The sequence below is a fragment of the Nitrosopumilus maritimus SCM1 genome, assembly GCF_000018465.1.
GTDB classification, from domain to species: Archaea; Thermoproteota; Nitrososphaeria; order Nitrososphaerales; family Nitrosopumilaceae; genus Nitrosopumilus; species Nitrosopumilus maritimus.
Window position 1 is genome coordinate 264,275 of the sequence record NC_010085.1, and the last position, 18,003, is coordinate 282,277.

At 32.8% G+C, this 18,003-nt stretch carries 23 protein-coding genes and 2 tRNA genes; 6 read left to right on the forward strand and 19 right to left on the reverse strand.

All coding sequences use genetic code 11. From position 1 onward, the window contains the following. Nucleotides 1-25: 25 nt before the first annotated feature. Nucleotides 26-166, reverse strand: a complete 141-nt coding sequence (locus tag NMAR_RS09635; RefSeq protein ID WP_012214680.1) for a hypothetical protein — start codon at nt 164-166, stop codon at nt 26-28. 324 nt (nt 167-490) lie between these two features. Then, nucleotides 491-799, reverse strand: a complete 309-nt coding sequence (locus NMAR_RS01585) for a CxxC-x17-CxxC domain-containing protein (protein ID WP_012214681.1) — start codon at nt 797-799, stop codon at nt 491-493. Nucleotides 800-960: 161 nt separating this feature from the next. On the opposite strand from NMAR_RS01585, the gene NMAR_RS01590 reads away from it, so the two are divergent. The 3 genes from NMAR_RS01590 to fsa are packed head-to-tail and all read left to right on the forward strand — an operon-like array spanning nt 961 to nt 4,264. Further along, nucleotides 961-2,628 carry a ribulose-phosphate 3-epimerase gene (locus tag NMAR_RS01590; RefSeq protein ID WP_012214682.1) on the forward strand — a complete coding sequence of 556 codons (1,668 nt, stop codon included), beginning with the start codon at nt 961-963 and terminating at the stop codon, nt 2,626-2,628. After that, nucleotides 2,625-3,599 carry a transketolase family protein gene (locus NMAR_RS01595; RefSeq protein WP_012214683.1) on the forward strand — a complete coding sequence of 325 codons (975 nt, stop codon included), beginning with the start codon at nt 2,625-2,627 and terminating at the stop codon, nt 3,597-3,599. The genes NMAR_RS01590 and NMAR_RS01595 overlap by 4 nt, the downstream gene beginning before the upstream one ends. Further along, entirely contained in the window at nt 3,596-4,264 is a 669-nt protein-coding gene (fsa, locus tag NMAR_RS01600; protein WP_012214684.1) for a fructose-6-phosphate aldolase, read from the forward strand. Before NMAR_RS01595 ends, fsa begins: the two co-directional genes overlap by 4 nt. Before the next feature lie 40 nt (nt 4,265-4,304). Here fsa and NMAR_RS01605 read toward each other — a convergent pair whose 3' ends face one another. Together NMAR_RS01605 and NMAR_RS01610 are read right to left on the reverse strand one after the other, a co-directional pair. Then, nucleotides 4,305-4,565 carry a hypothetical protein gene (locus NMAR_RS01605; RefSeq protein ID WP_012214685.1) on the reverse strand — a complete coding sequence of 87 codons (261 nt, stop codon included), beginning with the start codon at nt 4,563-4,565 and terminating at the stop codon, nt 4,305-4,307. A 66-nt stretch (nt 4,566-4,631) separates the two neighbouring features. Next, complete coding sequence (locus NMAR_RS01610) at nt 4,632-5,654, reverse strand: magnesium transporter CorA family protein (protein ID WP_012214686.1); 1,023 nt, start codon at nt 5,652-5,654, stop codon at nt 4,632-4,634. A gap of 280 nt (nt 5,655-5,934) precedes the next feature. On the opposite strand from NMAR_RS01610, the gene NMAR_RS01615 reads away from it, so the two are divergent. Beyond that, nucleotides 5,935-6,006 (forward strand) — tRNA-His (locus NMAR_RS01615). Between the two features lie 54 nt (nt 6,007-6,060). Here the strand turns inward: NMAR_RS01615 and NMAR_RS01620 are convergent. The 5 genes from NMAR_RS01620 to NMAR_RS01640 are packed head-to-tail and all read right to left on the reverse strand — an operon-like array spanning nt 6,061 to nt 8,295. Beyond that, on the reverse strand, nt 6,061-6,450 hold the full coding sequence (locus tag NMAR_RS01620; protein ID WP_012214687.1) for a hypothetical protein: 390 nt from the start codon (nt 6,448-6,450) through the stop codon (nt 6,061-6,063). A gap of 56 nt (nt 6,451-6,506) precedes the next feature. Then, nucleotides 6,507-6,854, reverse strand: coding sequence for a hypothetical protein (locus NMAR_RS01625; protein ID WP_012214688.1), 348 nt, complete (start codon nt 6,852-6,854; stop codon nt 6,507-6,509). Between the two features lie 40 nt (nt 6,855-6,894). Beyond that, nucleotides 6,895-7,656, reverse strand: coding sequence for an SAM-dependent methyltransferase (locus NMAR_RS01630; RefSeq protein WP_012214689.1), 762 nt, complete (start codon nt 7,654-7,656; stop codon nt 6,895-6,897). Nucleotides 7,657-7,681: 25 nt separating this feature from the next. Then, nucleotides 7,682-7,951: a stationary phase-response protein gene (locus NMAR_RS01635; protein ID WP_012214690.1), complete on the reverse strand. Its 270-nt coding sequence runs from the start codon at nt 7,949-7,951 to the stop codon at nt 7,682-7,684. A 35-nt stretch (nt 7,952-7,986) separates the two neighbouring features. After that, entirely contained in the window at nt 7,987-8,295 is a 309-nt protein-coding gene (locus tag NMAR_RS01640) for a Rieske (2Fe-2S) protein (protein WP_012214691.1), read from the reverse strand. 42 nt (nt 8,296-8,337) lie between these two features. Here NMAR_RS01640 and NMAR_RS01645 point away from each other — a divergent pair, with 42 nt between their 5' ends. Next, nucleotides 8,338-9,114, forward strand: a complete 777-nt coding sequence (locus NMAR_RS01645; RefSeq protein WP_012214692.1) for a GNAT family N-acetyltransferase — start codon at nt 8,338-8,340, stop codon at nt 9,112-9,114. Here the strand turns inward: NMAR_RS01645 and NMAR_RS01650 are convergent. Genes NMAR_RS01650 through NMAR_RS01690 form a run of 9 tightly spaced genes read right to left on the reverse strand, consistent with a single transcriptional unit; the run spans nt 9,106 to nt 17,174 of the window. Further along, complete coding sequence (locus tag NMAR_RS01650; RefSeq protein WP_012214693.1) at nt 9,106-9,975, reverse strand: fumarylacetoacetate hydrolase family protein; 870 nt, start codon at nt 9,973-9,975, stop codon at nt 9,106-9,108. The genes NMAR_RS01645 and NMAR_RS01650 overlap by 9 nt on opposite strands. Before the next feature lie 5 nt (nt 9,976-9,980). Then, entirely contained in the window at nt 9,981-11,690 is a 1,710-nt protein-coding gene (locus tag NMAR_RS01655) for a glutamate--tRNA ligase (protein WP_012214694.1), read from the reverse strand. A 21-nt stretch (nt 11,691-11,711) separates the two neighbouring features. Then, on the reverse strand, nt 11,712-12,692 hold the full coding sequence (locus tag NMAR_RS01660) for a polyprenyl synthetase family protein (RefSeq protein ID WP_012214695.1): 981 nt from the start codon (nt 12,690-12,692) through the stop codon (nt 11,712-11,714). After that, a complete protein-coding gene (idi, locus tag NMAR_RS01665; protein ID WP_012214696.1) occupies nt 12,679-13,329 on the reverse strand; it encodes an isopentenyl-diphosphate Delta-isomerase in 651 nt (216 codons plus the stop codon). The genes NMAR_RS01660 and idi overlap by 14 nt, the downstream gene beginning before the upstream one ends. Then, on the reverse strand, nt 13,329-14,072 hold the full coding sequence (locus tag NMAR_RS01670; RefSeq protein WP_012214697.1) for an isopentenyl phosphate kinase: 744 nt from the start codon (nt 14,070-14,072) through the stop codon (nt 13,329-13,331). The genes idi and NMAR_RS01670 overlap by 1 nt, the downstream gene beginning before the upstream one ends. A gap of 24 nt (nt 14,073-14,096) precedes the next feature. Continuing rightward, nucleotides 14,097-15,038 (reverse strand): mevalonate kinase, encoded by a 942-nt coding sequence (gene mvk / locus NMAR_RS01675; RefSeq protein WP_012214698.1) that lies wholly within the window; start codon nt 15,036-15,038, stop codon nt 14,097-14,099. A 28-nt stretch (nt 15,039-15,066) separates the two neighbouring features. Then, nucleotides 15,067-15,690 (reverse strand): 30S ribosomal protein S2, encoded by a 624-nt coding sequence (rpsB, locus tag NMAR_RS01680; protein ID WP_012214699.1) that lies wholly within the window; start codon nt 15,688-15,690, stop codon nt 15,067-15,069. A gap of 7 nt (nt 15,691-15,697) precedes the next feature. Further along, entirely contained in the window at nt 15,698-16,936 is a 1,239-nt protein-coding gene (gene eno, locus NMAR_RS01685) for a phosphopyruvate hydratase (RefSeq protein WP_012214700.1), read from the reverse strand. Nucleotide 16,937: 1 nt separating this feature from the next. Beyond that, the gene (locus NMAR_RS01690) at nt 16,938-17,174 is read right to left on the reverse strand and encodes a DNA-directed RNA polymerase subunit N (RefSeq protein ID WP_148680020.1); all 237 of its coding nucleotides are present in this window, start codon (nt 17,172-17,174) and stop codon (nt 16,938-16,940) included. A gap of 52 nt (nt 17,175-17,226) precedes the next feature. Here NMAR_RS01690 and NMAR_RS01695 point away from each other — a divergent pair. Further along, nucleotides 17,227-17,311 (forward strand) — tRNA-Leu (locus NMAR_RS01695). 15 nt (nt 17,312-17,326) lie between these two features. Here the strand turns inward: NMAR_RS01695 and NMAR_RS01700 are convergent. Then, nucleotides 17,327-17,941, reverse strand: a complete 615-nt coding sequence (locus tag NMAR_RS01700) for a translin family protein (protein WP_012214702.1) — start codon at nt 17,939-17,941, stop codon at nt 17,327-17,329. Nucleotides 17,942-18,003 lie beyond the last annotated feature (62 nt).

Below are 18,003 nucleotides of genomic sequence, written 5' to 3' on the forward strand. Positions count from 1 at the left end.
TTCATAGTCATATTTAGATTTATGATTATGTGCATTCTCTTAGCATTTCATTAATCACTGCAGAAAAACTTACAGTTCCAGCAGTTTCTTTAATTTTCTTTGCTTGAAGATTTCTTACTTTTTTTGCTACATCGTCATCAATCATTATTGTTCTTCGTTCTGCCATTTGAATAAAATCTTGTTTTTAATTATTAAAACCTATTTTTAGTATTCAAATGTGAACTTCATCTTCAATTTTTATACTTCCACTTTTGGAAATAAAATCAACTTTTCTAAGTAAAACTGCTTTGACTAATTTACAATTTTCTGTATGTTGATTGATTGTTTCCATTTTTGGGATTTTTTTTGTTTGAAAAATAACTCTTATCAATGAAAAAATACCTGCAAAGTTTTTTCATTAAATGTTATACATTTCCCTTTAGCAAAAAATCAACAAATTTTGTATATTTTACGCACAAAAAATTGGTTTAAATTAAAAATTATTCTAATTTTAAACACTAGGAGTTTGTTTATGATTTGGGAAGCATTCTCTACAATAAACAGGTCTGTCTTCTTTAGGTTTGAATGGTACTTGACATTCATTTCCACAATCACCACATGTTGCTGTGTGCATCTCTCTTTGTCTATTGAATCTTGATCTCCCAAATCTATCCCCACTACGTCTCTGAGGTCTGTGATTTGGGAAGCATTCTCTACAATAAACAGGTCTGTCTTCTTTAGGTTTGAATGGTACTTGACATTCATTTCCACAATCACCACATGTTGCTGTGTGCATTTCTCTTTCTTCTCCAAAGGACATATCTTTCAAAAATTTGAAACAATATACTGTAATTAAACTATTGTAAACTCCTGATATTTTCTTATGGTTATTCTTTTTTTAATACCGTGATCTTCTCTTAGATTTTCGTTAATGTGTTTTAGAAGTAGATTTTTATTAAATTTGGAGTCAAAACGATCGATATGGGGCTCAATTATTATCAAATTAAGAAACATGTTCTGAGAGCTCGAAAATTAGTTATCAAAGCCACAAATACTGCTGGTTCAGGTCATCCAGGCGGTTCATTTTCTATGGCTGAAATTTTAGGTTGTTTATTCAACAAATATCTAAAATTTGATCCTAAAAATCCACAATGGGAAGATAGAGATCGTTTAGTGTTATCAAAAGGTCATGCTGCCCCGGGTTTATTTTCAAATATGGCAGTTGCAGGATATTTTCCAGAATCAGAACTTGAAACTTTGAGAAAATTTGGAAGTAAACTACAAGGTCATCCTGATTTGAAATGTCCTGGTGTTGAATTTTGTGGTGGCTCGTTAGGTACTGGTTTATCCTATTCTGTTGGAATTGCACTTGCAGGAAAAATTGATTCTAAAGACTATCATGTCTATACAATTATTGGAGATGGAGAATCCGATGAAGGTCAGGTTTGGGAAGCTGCGATGACTGCAGCAAAATACAAAGTTGATAATCTTACTGTTTTTCTTGACAGGAATTTTATCCAACAAGATTCTTACACTGAAAAAATTATGCCACTTGACAAAAAGTTAGAAACTGATGATCTTTCTGAAATGTGGAAAGATGCTTCTAGATGGAAAACAGGTGACAAATGGAGATCTTTTGGTTGGAATGTAATTGAAATTGATGGTCATCGAGTTGAACAGATTGATGCAGCTATTACAAAAGCAAATACGATAAAAGGTGTCCCAACAATAATTATCTCAAGAACAATTAAAGGAAAAGCTGTTGAACATATGGAAGATAATCCTGCATGGCATGGAAAGGCACCTGATTCTGATGTTGTTCCAATTATCAACATGGAATTAGATTCTCAGTTTATGATTGCACCATCAATTATTGCTGGTGATATGTCAAATCTTGAAAATGAAGTTAAGAGATGTGTTTCTGGAAGAGCTGATTACATTCATCTAGATGTCATGGATGGTCAATTTGTTCCAAACAAAACATTTGATCATATTAAAATCAAAGAATTACGTCCACTTACCGTAATCCCATTTGATTCTCATTTGATGATTAACGAACCTGTAAAACATGTTAGAGATTACATTGATGCAGGTAGTGATATCATTACTGTACATGCAGAAGTAACTGATGAATCTAGTTTTGGAGAAATTCATGATGTATTAAAACAAAATCAAGTTGGTATTGGTTTTGCAATAAATCCTGATACGGAATTACCTGAATGGTCTTACAAATTCATACCTTCACTTGATCAGCTTATTGTGATGTCTGTAGTTCCCGGAAAATCTGGTCAGAAATACATTGAGGAAACTCATGCAAAAATGGCTAGATTGAATACTATTCTAAACGAGCATAATTTTTCCGGATACATTGAGGCTGATGGCGGAGTAAATCTTGAAAATATAGGCTCGGTTTTTGCAGATGGAGCACGTGCTTTTGTTGGAGGAGGAGCAATTATCGGACAACAAGATGTTCGTGCTGCAATTAGAGACTTTAGAACTGAAGTATTGTCTTCTAGAAGACAACTATTGCTTGACAAAGCAAATGATCTAGGGGGCACTGAATTAGTTAACAAATGGATTGGATTGCATGTTGTTGGTGAAAAACAAGAACAAATTAAAAAAATTGCAGAGGAGAGAGGATACCTTTGAATGAACCAGTAATGACTGACATGCGTTCAGAATATTCAAAATCTCTGATTCAACTTGGAAAAGAGAATCCAAATGTTGTTGTATTGGGAGCTGATACTACTGATTCATTAAAAACATCTGGTTTTGGAAAAGAATTTCCAAATAGATTTTTTAATGTTGGAATTGCTGAAGCAAATCTTGTTACAACTTCTGCCGGCTTGGCAGTATCTGGAAAAATACCTTTTGCAAGTACATATGCTATATTTCTACCAGGAAGAGCAGTTGATCAAATCCGAAACAATGTGGCGTATCCTTCCCCACCTGGAAAAAAAGGTCTTAATGTAAAATTTGTTGTTTCTCATGGAGGACTTTCAGTTGGACCTGATGGTGGTTCACACCAACAAATTGAGGACATTGGAATAATGAGAGTTATCCCAAATTTCCGAGTATTCATTCCTGCAGATACAATTGCAGTTTCTAAACTAACTTCTTTGATGGCAAATGAATATGGACCATTTTACATGAGAATGGCAAGATCCAAAACACCTTTGGTTCATTCAGATTCTCAAAACTTTGAAACTGGAAAAGCAATAACCTTGAGAGACGGTTCTGATTGTACAATTGCTGCTTGTGGAATCACTGTGAGAATGGCATTGGAAGCTGCTGAATCACTCCAACAAGAGGGAATTTCTTGTAGAGTATTGGATATGTTTTCTATAAAACCAATTGATAATGCAACTTTAGAAAAAGCTGCTCGTGAAACTGGATGTATTGTTACTGCAGAAGAGCATAATATTGTAGGTGGAATGGGTTCTGCAGTCGCAGAATCTGTTTCTGAATCATATCCTGTACCCATAAAGAGAATTGGTGCTCAAGATATGTTTGGTGAATCTGCCCGAGACAAAGAGATTCCTTTACTTTTAGAAAAGCATGGAATAACATCTTTTAATATGGTAAAACAAGTCAAAGAAGTTAGGAGCAAAAAATTATGAAAATATTTCTTGATACTGCCAATTTAGAATCAATAAAAAAATTCAATGACATGGGATTACTTGATGGAATCACTACAAACCCATCTCTTATGTCTAAAGAAAAAGGTAATCCTAAAGATGCAATGGAAGAGATTACAAAAATCATCAAAGGTGATGTGAGTCTAGAAGTTGTCAGCACTGATTTTTCTGGAATGGTTGATGAAGGAAAACGACTACGTCAATATGGTGACAATGTTGTTGTTAAAGTTCCTATGACTCCTGATGGCTTGAAAGCTTGTAAATCACTTTCATCTGAAGGTATTCCTGTAAATGTGACATTAGTTTTTTCACCAAACCAAGCTCTACTTGCTGCAAAATCTGGCGCAAAATATGTTAGCCCATTTATTGGAAGATTAGATGATATTGGTCAAGATGGTATGAATCTGATTCAAGATATTAAAGATATTTTCAAAAACTACCCTCATCTAAAAACCGAAATTCTGGTTGCAAGTGTACGTCACCCAATGCATGTAGTTGAAGCTGCAAAAATTGGAGCTGATGTGGTGACTTTACCTCCTGGAGTTTTAGATAAAATGCTTCAACATCCATTGACAAAAATTGGTTTAGAAAATTTCCTCAAAGATTGGGAAAAAGTCAAAGCTGAAAATCCTGATATCAAAATCTAATACAAATAAAATTACAAAAATGAAATTTGAGAGGATTTTATTAGCCTCTGCTTTTTCTTGAACCAGTTCCTCTACCAGTACTTCTAGTCATTCCTTTTGTATCTGGACGAGCTTTTGGATCAGGCATATCGCTAAGTTTTCTTGTGCCGGTTCCTCTACCAGATGATACTCTAGTATTACCTGCAGCCTTCTTTCTTGCTTCTTGAATTTTTTTAAATTCGTCACCGGACCATTTTTTGGGGTCATTATCAACTTCAATAGTTCCTGTTCCCCTTCCAGTTCGTATTCTGATTTTGCCCATAAATTTAGTTAAATTCTCTGGTATTTATCTAAGCTCATTTTTGAATAAGATCAGATCTTAGTACTACTAGTTGTTGATCCAACCTAATTTCTTGAAGTATGTAAACATCATAATTGCAGGGATTGCTGATGCAAGAATTACAATTATGAAAGTTGTAAATGGACCTAAGAACATTGGATTTTCATCAACTCCTCCTGGCAAATTTACGTTCATTCCATAAAATGTCCCAATTACTGTTGCTGGTATTGCCAGTGTGAATATTATTGTCAATACTGCCAATACCTTGTTTGTTTTTTCTGTACTTAGTACAAAATCAGTATCTTTGTAAATTTCCATTGTTTCTCTTGACTCTTCAAGTGTTTCAATTACTTTATCAATATGATCTATAATATCATCATAATACAATGAAAGATCTTCTTCATTTCTTTCAGTAAATTTTTTTACATTTTTTGTAATTTCTAATACAAATTTCTTTAATGGATTGGCTATTCTTCTTAGTCTGTTAATTTCTCGTCTAAGTAATGCAATGCTTCTTGCTACTGGTTTTGTTTCATCAAATACTCTATCTTCAATTTCATCTAGATTTGCAATGATCTTTCTTGAAGTATGTAAAAGGTCGTCTACTAACACATCTATGATTTCGTGAAGCAATAATCCTGATGATTTTTGTAATATTCTATTTTTTCTTTGTTCATCTGAATTTGATTTACAAATATCTACTAACTCTACAAGTGGTTTGAGATCCCCTTGATGAACTGTTACCAAGAAGTCTTTTCCTACAAATATTGATAATTGACTATTTTTTGAAATTCCTAATTTCTGAGTAAGTGGTGGAAAGTGAAGAATTACAAAGAAATGATCATCATAACTGTCTAATTTTGGAAGTTCGAATTTTGTCATACAGTCTTCAATGTTTAAAGCATTGAAATTGTACTTTTCAGCCAATTCTTCAACTTCTTCTCTATCTGGATTCTGTAGATCAATCCATACAAATTTCTCTGCATGTATTGTTTCAATTTTTTTCTCAATAGAATCCTCTATATTCTTCCTACCTGAGCGTAATCTATTTGAGATGAATCCTTTTCTCATGTCGAAAGGTACCCTGATACAACAAATTTAAAGCGATCGCTAAAGCCTACATAAAATCTATAGTTGATTATAAAATAAAGAACTGTGCTAAAATTTTAGGCTCTACTACTTGTAAGGAAGTAAATACATTCCACCGTAATAGGTCAGTCCGATTGTAATGGCCATTGCAACCCACCAAAATCTCATAATAGAAATTTTACATGGTTAATAATAAATCTACAGTCTAATTTTCATAAAAAATCAAAGATTATTACTGGATGATCTCTTTTCTTTATCTGTGGCCTTCGTAGTACAGTGGTTAGTATAGAGGATTGTGGATCCTCGGACAGGAGTTCGATTCCCCTCGAGGGCCCTCCTTTTATTTTATGAATTAGAATGATTCTAAACAGATTATTTGATTATGGAACTAGGATTTTGTTGGTCCAATATCCAACAAAGATGAAATATTTTTTATGTTGATATTTTTGAACATCTCTACTTCTTCTTCCTTGTTATCTATACTGATAAAGAGTAAATGCTCTTCATCAATCGGGATGGTCATTCTCTTAATCTTCTCATATGATGTAACTGAGTATAGAGGTCTTCCAACTTTGTCTTTGATTTCTACACGTGATTTCCATGACTCTATTGTTCGACTTAATTGCTCTTTAGTTTCTTCTAAAGAAAACAATTCTCTAATGTCATCTCGACGTTTTTGAAACAATAATTCCCCTTTTAGATTACACATGGCTGAAAATCTGATATTCTTATTTGACACCATTAAAACTTCTAAAAAGCTCTTGTAATCTTCCACCATCTCATTTTCACTTAATCACTAAAATACATATCTTGAATTTCCCATTTTCGACAATTTTAGAATATTCCAAATTTACTTGATTCCATCTCTTCTTTTATGGCCAACTTGAATCTAGGTGATTTATTTTCCAAATTATTGGTTAACCAAGTCAGGAATTTCTTTTCAGTACCTTTGCCCTTCAATTTGTCAAAATCAGGACCCATCATATCTACTAATTTCTGAACTAGTGACTTATTCACACTTAATACAAAAAAATGCCATCCAAATGCAAATTCTGAATCTGTCATAACAAAATCTTCCTCACTATGAACCATCTCCTCTAATAGAGATAATTGTCTAGTTAGTGCCTTGCTTGTTTTGTCATAATCTACTGCTGATACATTAATGTGCATTCTTTCGTCCATAATTGATTTGTGTTTAAACAAAATAAAAGGATTACACGAATTATTCTTTTAACATGGGTTCAAAATCTATGTCAAAATTCATTTTCATGAGTTTAATGTATGTCTGAATTGACTCTGGAATCTCTTCTCCGCAAGCAACTCCTAATTTTTTTGCATTGATCCAGATTACTAGAGTTTGAATAATTGTGAGAAATCGATCGTTTTTGATTTCAGGTGAACCAATTGCTTTTGTGTATCTTTCTGCAAATTCCCACGCTGTAACAAAATCTACACATTTTACACCAAACACTGCTAGCAACTGTTCTTGCATATTCTTTGCTTTTGTAAATGGTACTTTGTTTACGATGTATGGAAAGTCTACTTTATCTGGAATGCAATCTGGTAATGGCCCCCAAATAGTAATTATTCTTGTATCTGATTTTAATTCTTCAAATTTTTTTAACATTTGATTTGTAATATTTTCATCTGTAAACCAAAACAAAATTACTGTTGCATCAGAAATGTCTGAATCCAAAATATCTTGACATCTTAATTCAGCTTTGGTTTGTTTTTCTTCAAGATTTTTTTTTGCATTTTCAATTTTTTCACAATTATTGTCTATTCCTACTGCTTTTTCTACTTGGAATTCTTTTACTGCTATCTCTATTCCTTTTTCATCACTACATCCTAGATGATAAAAAATATCATCTTTTGTCAATTTTACAAATTTGAAAATGCTTCTTAGAGACTTTTCTGGTAGTTGAACATCCTCCCCGTTCAGTAAATTTTCTGGTAATGTATCTAAATACTCATCAATTCTCAATAATACTTGTTTTAAAAACGAGAATTTATTCTCTTATGCTTTCTAATTTGGAAACTGCTTGCCATAATTGGGTTCTAACATATGATGGCATATTGGGGTCTTGTGTTACATCATCAAGCAAGCTAATTGTATTTGCAGCTCTCACTGACAACGAATATTCTTCATTATTCAAATCAGCAATCAAATCAGTAATAGATTTTTTTATTGTTTTTGGGGTTGAGTTACTGCCAATAATCTGATTTAGTGTTTCAATTGCTTCTTTCATTGATTCTTTGTTTTGTTGCTCGTCTGCCATTTTTCCACCTTTTCTTAAAAATTAGAAGTATATAGTTACATCTCTACAAATACGCTATCTGATTCAACTGTCACGTTGTATGATGTTAAATCTCTAATTTTTGCTGGAAATTTTACTAGTTTTCCTGTTTTACAATCAAACTCTGCAGCATGCCATCCACATGTAACAACACAGCCGTCTAATTTTCCCTCTGAAAGACTTGCACCAGAATGAGTACACGAGTCATCTGTTGCACAATACTCTCCGTCGATATTTGCAACGAGTATGTCTCTTCCGTCAATAGATACCTTGATCATTTTTCCAGGAGGAATATCTGATATTTTTCCTGCAATAATTTTTCCCATTGAAGTTTTTATTTAATAATGCTTAATATTTTTTCGTAATACATGATTAGAAATGCAAAACCTTCTGACAAATCTCAAGTTTTGAAATTTTGCCAAAATACTTTTTCTTGGGGTGATTATGTAGAACATGTTTGGGATTATTGGTTAAATGAGGATTTGCTATTTGTTTATGAAAAACAATTTCCTGTTGGTATTTGTCATGCATTTTTTTCAAAGAACCAAATATGGATTGAAGGAATTAGGGTAGACTCAAATTTTCGAAAACAGAAAATCGCATCTGAACTTGTAAGTCATGTTGAATCGATAGGACAAAAAAATAATGCATTATTTTCATTCATGCTGATAGATGTTGAAAATTCAATTTCGCTTTCTATGGCTAAATCTCTTAAATATCAACTCTTAGAAATCTGGAATTTTTATTCACTTGAGCCTAAAAAAAACTCTAATTTTGATATCATCTTTGCAAAATCTTTAGATGCTTCTCTTTACCCTCATTACGTAAAGTCGTGGAGATGGCTTCCAATTGATAATACAATAGTGTCTGAACTTGTACAACAAAATAAAATAATTCAATCACAAATTAATGGTGAAGTTTCCACTGCAATTCTTTCTGATTCTGAGCATTTTGATAATACACTGATTGTTACGTTATTTTCAGGCTCAGAAAAAACATCTTTACAAATAATCTTGTTCTTACAAAACTATGCTATAGAAAATAACTATAATCGAATTCAAATATTGAGTACAGAAAAATTATTTGATTTAGAATTTTTAGATCATAAGCTTTCTTTTCATTTGTTGAGAAAAACTCTAGATTGATTTTATAACTTTAATTGTATTGTTTAAAACTCCCAAACCTTCAATCTCCATCTCCACCTTGTCCCCATCTTTTAAGAAGATTGCATTTGGTTTGTTTAACATAACTCCTGCAGGTGTTCCTGTAGAAATAATGTCTCCCTTCTCTAATGTCATTACTTTTGAGATTTTTGAAATTATTTCAGGTATTTTGATAAACATGTTGCTTGTAGAAGAATTCTGTCTTAGTTCTCCATTGATTTTGGTTGTTAATTTCAAATTTTGCGGTTCTTGAATTTCATCTGCAGTTGTGATCCATGGTCCGCATGGTGCAAATGAATCAAAGCTTTTCCCTCTAGTGAATTGTTTGTCTTTAAACTGAATGTCTCTGGCTGACACATCATTGAATACCATGTATCCAAAAACTACATTTTGTGCTTCTTCGACACTGATATTTTTACAATTTTTCCCAATTATCAAGGCTAATTCAACCTCATAATCTAACTGTGTAACAAAATCTGGGCATTCAATATTGGCATTATTTCCATTAAGGGCAGTTCTTGGTTTTATGACAATGGCAGGATCCTCTGGTGCTGTTAATCCCTGTTCTTTTGCATGATCTACATAGTTGAATGCTAAACAAATTATCTTATTGGGATTTGGAATCGGTGCTAATAATTTGAATTTAGAGAGATTTTCTTCATAAGGCAAATCTTGTATTTTATTTTTAATTTCATCAAACCATCCATCAAAAAGAAAATCTTTGACATTGTGTGGAATTGGAACACCTGTCAGGTATGTTATCTCGTCTTTTGTTGCAACTTTATCTTCTTTAACAAATCCATACGTTTCGTTATTCTCATGTACTAATCGTGCTATTTTCATGTCAATCACTTGTGTGTAAAAATTGCCTGATTCTGTGAATCTTTTCTACAATATCCAAACCTAACAAATTGAATTTCTTCTCCTTCCTTTAATTGAAGATACTGGGGTTCTGTATAAACGTCTAATTCTTCTAAACTATCTTCATTAAATTCTTCATCATTGAATAAAATTTTTGGAATAATCATTTTAATTTCATGTGCTGTTTTTTGTGGAACCCATTGAATTTTCAATATATTTGATGAATCTCCATCTCTCTCAAACTCTCCTTCTAATTCATTACCGATTTTTGTAATCTTGACATTACCTAATCCTAAAAGTCTGATTGTTGATTGTTCTTTGATTGCTTCTGAATCGTCTCCAGAAATGTAAAAATCTTCAGTGATTTCGATTTTTCTTTTACCCAAATCATTTATTGGATGATTAGGAACTTCAACTATTGTTGATTGCAAATTTTTTATTTTCAATTTTTTAGCATTTTTAACCATAAACAATCGCATACTATCTGCATCTACAAATTTCCTATTGAATGCCTCAAGAGCATCAAATGGTGCAAGTGTATTTGCTTTTGTTAGTCCCAAAGACATGATAAATTTTCTAATTGCCTCAGGTTTGATTCCTCTTCTTCTTAGTGCCTCTAGAGTTGGAAGTCTAGGATCATCATACCATGAAACTTTACCTTCTTCAATTAGGGGCTTGATTATTCTCTTTGATATGGGCATTCCTTTGAATTCGAGCCTGGAAAAAAAACCTTGTTGAGGTTTTCTCATGCCTAGTGCATCTAAAATTGCATCTATGAGTTCTTTTCTCAACTCAAATTCTTTTGAACGAAATGCGTGTGTGACACCATCTATGCTATCTTCAATTGCCACTGCAAAATCATAACTAGGCCAAATTCTGTATTTGTCACCTACTGTGTAATGTTTTTCATCAATGATTCGTAATAGTACGGGATCTCTCATAACTGCATTATCTGCTTTCATATCTCCACGAAATCTAACTATTGCTTCACCTGGTTTGAACTTGTTTTGCATCTTTTCCCAATTTTTGTTGTTCTTCCCAACATCTTCCATACTGCATTTGCAAGCTTTTCTTTCTCTACGATTTTGACTAATGTCTTCTCTTTTACAAGTACAAACATATGCTTTACCAGAATTAATTAATTCAATTCCTTTTTCATAAAATACTTCCATGTCATCAGAAGTACTTTTTACTTGATCAAATTCAATTCCCAACCATTCTAACCCTACTTTGATTGCAGCATGATACTCCATTCTTTCAGCTTCAGGATTAGTATCATCCATTCTGAGTATAAATTTTCCTCCATACATCTTTGCATATTCTGAATTAATTATTGCAGCTTTTGCATGTCCTATGTGTGGATAACCATTAGGTTCTGGAGGAAATCGTGTAACAACTTTTCCTTGTATTGCATCTTTCAGTTCTGGTAATCCTTCCCTTTCTTCTATTTTTTCTTTAGGTGCTAATGCTTCTGGGAATTTCTCTTCCATCTCTTTTTGTTGTTCTTCTGGTGATAGTTGATTTACTGATGCAACAATTTCTGAAATCTCTCCTGAAATTTCTTTTACTTTTGTTCTAAATTCTGGTTTTGTTCCAAGAATTTTCCCTAAAATTATTTTATCCTGAGTTTGCCCTCCATGCTCAAAAGCATTCTGAAGAGCCATTTTTCTAATCTCGTGTTTTATTTCTTCATCCATTGTAATTACCTGATATGATGTCTAGACACTTCTCTTAACTACAAAATCTAATAATGCAATAAGTTCAGTTTTTGCTGAACCAGAGTATTTTGAGAGTGATTTTTCGGCTTTTTCAGCGTATTTTAGTGCCTGTCTCCTGACACTGTCTTCAATACCAAGAGAACGAATTACATCTACTGCCTTGTTCAGATCATTTCTTGAAATTTTTGAATTTCCAAATGCCTTTAAAATAATTTTTTTATCTTTGCCTTTTGCGAGCTTTATTGCCATTAGTATTGGAAGTGATTTTTTACCTTCTCGAAGATCATTACCTACTGGTTTTTTTGTAATTTTTGGATCTCCCATCACACCAATCAAGTCATCAGTAATTTGAAATGCAATTCCTAGGTTTCTTCCAAATGATGAAAGATTTGAAATGTCTTTGCCTTTATTTGTAGCACATATTGCTCCCATTGCACAGGATACATCAAACAATGCTGCAGTTTTCTTTCCAATCATTGTAATGTATTGCGATTGTGTAGGAATTTTTTTTTCTTCAGCCATTTTGACATCAAGTAGTTGTCCCTCACAAACATCTACACATGCTTTTGCAAGTCGTGAGATAAGATGTGTTGTTGCAGTTGGTGATAATTTTGTATCTGAAATTACTTGATATGCTTTTGAAAATAACACATCTCCTGCAAGAATTGCAATCGGCATGCCGTATTTTCTATGTGTGGTTGGAACTCCGTGACGCATTTCATCATTATCCATAATGTCATCGTGAACTAAAGTAAAATTATGAACCATTTCCACTGCACTAGCTGCTGGCATTGCATTGGAAGATTTTCCTCCCAAAATTTGACAACTTCTAATTACCATGTATGGCCTGAGTCTTTTTCCTCCATGAACTATAAGATGACCTGCAGCATCATAGAGTTTTTTTGGATTACCTTTTAGTTTTGATTTAAGATACTTGTTTACAGTTTTTGCATTTTTTTCAATTTGTTTAGTTTTTTTCATTTACTAATCTCCATTTTTCTTCTGGCAAATGTGTTTTGATTGCATTTTGCAATCCTTCATGAACCTCATTCGTCATCCATGTAGATAAGATATTTGCATGTTTTTCAAGCACAGATTTATCTGATTTTTCAAGTAATTCTAATGCAATTAACATCCATGGACAATAAATTTCAGGTTTTGTTTTGATTTCTGAAAGTAATTCATCAGCTGAACTCCATTTTATTTCGTCTATCTCGCCTTCAATCTCTTTTAGTTCTGTCGATTTGTCAATTACTCCAATTAATGTTCCACAAATTTCATTTTCTGAACCTACATCTTTGTATGGCACATGATATTCGAATTTGTGTAAATAATCTAATTTTCCTTCAATACCTAATTCTTCAGGCATTCTTCTTTCACCTGATGAGACATAAGTTTCTGATTCTCTAGGATGGCTTGCAAATGTTCCATCCCAATCTCCTGGCCATAACATTTTTTCTTTTGCCCTTCTTGTTAGTACCAGTCTTCCACTATCATCAAACAATAATGCAGTAAATGCTCTGTGTAGTTTTCCATTTGGCAAATGACATTTTACTTTCTCTTCTTTTCCAATCGGATTATCGTTTTCATCTACTAAGATAACAAATTCTTCAGCCATTATTTCCCTCTGAACAATGTTCCTTCAAATTTCCTATTTTTAACCGCTTTCACTATTCTTTCAGGTTTGTTCCCATTGACAAAAAATACATTCATTCCCATCTTTGAAATTTTTGATGCCTCTTCTATTTTTCTAGTCATTCCTCCTGTTACATCCATTTTATTTTCAGAAATTGATGGACGTTCTCCTTTTAATTCGTGAATTAATTTTTTAGATTTAAGATCTGAATACACTCCGTCCTCATTTAATGCAAAAATACAAAGTTTGGGTTTTAGAATTTTTGCAAGATGTGTCATTATTTTATCTCCTGATAAAATGAATGTCTTGTTTTGTCCATACCATAATGCATCTCCAAAAGTGACTGGAATCAAGCCTGATTTTGAGATTTTTTCAATTTCTTTTACTTTTTTTGGTATTGGTTTGTTCCCTGTCATGAAATCTGTGGGTGGTAGACAGTATGGTTTTAATTTATTTTTTAGAAATGAATCTAAAATTATCTTGTTTAGTTCAATCATGGAATTTTTTACAATTGAAACTCCTCTCAAATCGTATTTTCTTTCTTTAGTGTGCATGTCATACTTAACAGACCAATAATGTCCATAGGATCCTCCTCCGTGAACTATTATTATTGGCTCTTGGATCTTTTTTAGACTCTTTGCAAGATTATCTATTGTCTTTCTTCTTGCTGACAGTGGTTTTTCCTTATTTGTAATAATTGAACCACCTAATTTTATTAGAATCATATTTGTTCCAAACTATCTATATAATTAAAAAGTATCCAGTCCTTTGAAATCAATTTTTACAGAAAAACATTCGTGATTTTTTTCTTTGAATTCTTTGATCGTATTTTCTAAATTTGATTCATCTGTAAGGGCAAAAATACATCCTCCTCCTCCTGCACCTGTAATTTTTGCACCAAATGATGAATTTTGTCCAGTTTGAATCATCTCTCTGAGTTTGGCATTTGAAATTCCAATTCTCTCCAAGTACTCTTGATTCTTAATTACTCTCTCACCAAGTTCTCTAATGTTATTTTCTTTTAACAATTCTAATACATTTTCAATAAGATGTGATTCATCTTTACATAATTTTGAAAATTCTGCTTCATTGTTTTTTTTGAATTTTCTTACTCCTGCCACAACACTTTCTGTTGAATGTTCAACATTTGAATTTGCTATAACTAGATGAAAATTAGGCTCAGATTCTATTTTGGAAAACCCATTTTCCTTGTCGTACTCCATTAATCCTCCAAAAGTGCAAACCGTACAATCTGCACCTGATGTGTTTTGAAAAATTGTTTTTTCTGCCTCTATTGCAAGTTTTAGAATCTCTTCTTTTGAATTATTTTCAAATAGATTTGAAATTGCAGCTGCTCCTGCTACACAACAAGCAGATGATGAACCTAAACCAACACCTAATGGAATTTCTGATTCAACGTCTATCTTGATTCCAAAATTTTTATCTTGAATTATTTTATTTGCCAAATAATAAAATGGTTTTAGCGGTGAATTAATTTCTGAAATTGGTTTGTTTGGTTCTAATTCAAGGTGACCAATATTAGATTTGATTGAAATTTTTCTTTCATCAATTTTTTCTGCAGTAACTGCGATTCTTTTGTTAATTGCACAAAGAATCGCTTTAACTCCATACACAACAAAATGTTCTCCAAAAAGAATAACTTTTCCAGGAGCAGAGGCTTTAGATTTCAAAAGTAAATGCTTTAGAGTTTTGATTTATTTATTCGATTTCCTCTTCGGTAATCTTTGTTTCAAAATCATCAATTTCAATATTCATTGGGTCTTCTTCTTTTAGTTCTCCTTTTTCAATGAGAATTTGACGTACCAATAACCAGTAAACTGTAGCTAGCGCTTTTCTTCCTCTGTTGTTTGCTGGTATGATTACATCTAGATTTGATGTAATATTATCTGTATTTGCAATTCCGATTACTGGAATGCCTGCATTAGTTGCTTCAGTAATTGCTTGTTCGTCAACTTGAGGATCGGAAATTAAAACCAATTTTGGTTCAATGTAATATGGTAATGATGGGTTTGTTAGAGTTCCTGGCATAAATCTTCCAAGTAATTTCTTTGAACCTAATGTTTCACAGAATTTTTCAATTGGTGTTTCTGCATATTGTCTGCCTGAGCATACAATAAGATTCTCTACACCTAATCTGTTGATGAATTTAGCAGCAGTCTTAATTTTGTCCAGTGTGATATCCAAATCAAGCATGTAAAGTCCTTCTGGGCTAGCCTTGGTGATGAATGGTCTCATGAATTTTGTTTTAACTTGTGTACCCACTCTGATTCCTGTAGATAGGATCTTCTTTTTGATGTCTGTTGTTTCTGCTTGTTGGCTCATAGCGATTTTAAACCTCTGCCATACCGCGTATTAAATCATGCTCTGATAGGCGTAATAATTCATTTAATTTTGCCACTCTTTCTCCTCCAACAACGCCAACTTTGAGCATTTTTGACTTTGTTGCAAGACCAATATGGGAAATTTGTGAATCCGTAGATTCACCTGATCTGTGTGATGTGATTAATCTAATGTTATTTTCATTTGCCAAGTTTGCAAATTCTAGTGCATCATAAAGACTTCCTGCTTGATTAACTTTCAAAATTGCTGCATTACATGATTTCTTGTCTATGGCTTTTGAAAGAATACCTTTGTTTGTTACTGTCAAATCATCTCCTGTGATTAGCGTATTTGGAAATTTAGCTGTTAATTCTGACATGTCTTCAAATGCTTCTTCGTGAACTGCATCCTCTGCATAAATTAATTTGAATTTTTCAATAATGTCTGCTGCAAAATCAATTTGTTCTGATGTTGTGTTTTCAAAACCTGCTCTGTCATAAACATACTTTGATTTTTCTTCATTCCATTGTGTTGATGATGCAAAATCTACTCCTAAAGATACTTCTTTTCCTAAAGTAAATCCTAAATTCTCACAAGCCATTGCAGAAACTTCTAATGCTTTTTGATTTTCTAACTTTGGTGCCCATCCCCCTTCATCTCCTCTTCCATTTGTAAAATTAGGATCTTCTTTTTCTAAAACACTACGCAATTCTTTATGTACTGCCAAATTAGTTTCAATTGATTCCTCAATAGTTTTTGCTCCGGTTGCACAAATCAATATTTCTTGAATGTCTGGTGTACCTGGCCCTGCATGAGCTCCTCCACCTAGGATGTTTCCTAAAGGAAATGGAAATTTGAATGATGATTCATTTGATAGTGTTTTGAATAGTGGTTGGTCTAGTGCTTTTGATGCTGATTCCATGGATGCAATTGTTACTGCAAAAGCAAGTGCTCCACCAATTTCTGAATAATTTGATGAATTATCAAAACTTTTCAGTGTATCATGAATTCCTTTTAGATCAGATGACTCTAACCCAATAAATTTTTGAGAATTTTCTTTCAAAACTTGAAGACTGTCTTCAGGCCTTCCATTGCGGAAACTAACTGCTTCATATTTGCCAACGCTTGCACCTGATGGGGCACAAACTCTTCCTACAAATTTTCCCTCAGATTCAACATCTACTTCTATTGTTTTGCTGCCTCTACTATTGTATAGAATACGTCCTTCAATCGAAGTGATCTTGGCCAAGTTATTCTAACTCAGATTGAACTTCTTGTTTTCTTCTCTGAATTGCTTCATAGAATGGAATTACTTGTTGAATTGTTTCAACCGTAGTTAGTAACATCCTTCTACAACAATATCTCTCGATTCCAAGGGATTCTAGAGTTTTCTCTGGATCTTCTCCAGCTTTGATTTTATTTTGATAATCGTCATATTTGTCTGCAATTAGGTTTCCACATGTAAAACATCTAACAGGAATTAACATACGAACGAAAAAGTAATCAAGGATTATAAAAACCATACATGGAAATTTCTTTGCGGGCGTCGCCCAGCCTGGCCAAAGGCGCTAGCTTGAGGGGCTAGTCTCTCAGGAGTTCGTGGGTTCAAATCCCATCGCCCGCATACAAACTTTGAAAATCATTTTTCAAATTTTTTGAGTGTTTTAATTAATTCAGTCCTTCTTTTTTCTTCAGTAATTGCAGATCTCACATCATCTACTAAAATTCTATTTACATCGATTTTTCTTCTTGCTTCTTTTACCACTTTATCATACATCGAGAAAGTGTAAAGTTGCAGATACAAGTTTTCCATTACTTCAAAAACTCTTGTGGCTTCTTCAATTTCTCCAATTCTGATTTTATCAAAAACCATTCTTTTTAATTCTCCAATACAATCTAGTAATCCCAAAACATATGATTCTGGCATCACTCCTAATTTTTTATCTGATGGGATTTCTTTTTTTTCTACAATTGCAATTAGGCATGCAGCTTCAACAAATTCTTGTTCGGGAGTAATGATATATCTTCTTAAATCTCCTGTAGCTTTTTTCTTGTATTTTTTTAATAGTGATTCTGCTTTTTTTAGATTGTTCTTTCCTGTCTTTGTATCATTTTTATGAATTGCAATTATTGATCTACTACAAAGAACGATTATCTCTCTAGTGTTTTTCAGTAAAAATTCTCTTGAATCTTGAACGTTTCCTAAAGTCTTTGAAATTTTATTCAATGATGGTTTTACATTTTTTAATGTCATATCTGGTGTTCATAATACCTTGGATAAAGCCGTTTTCTAAACTCTTATTTTGGATATGATTC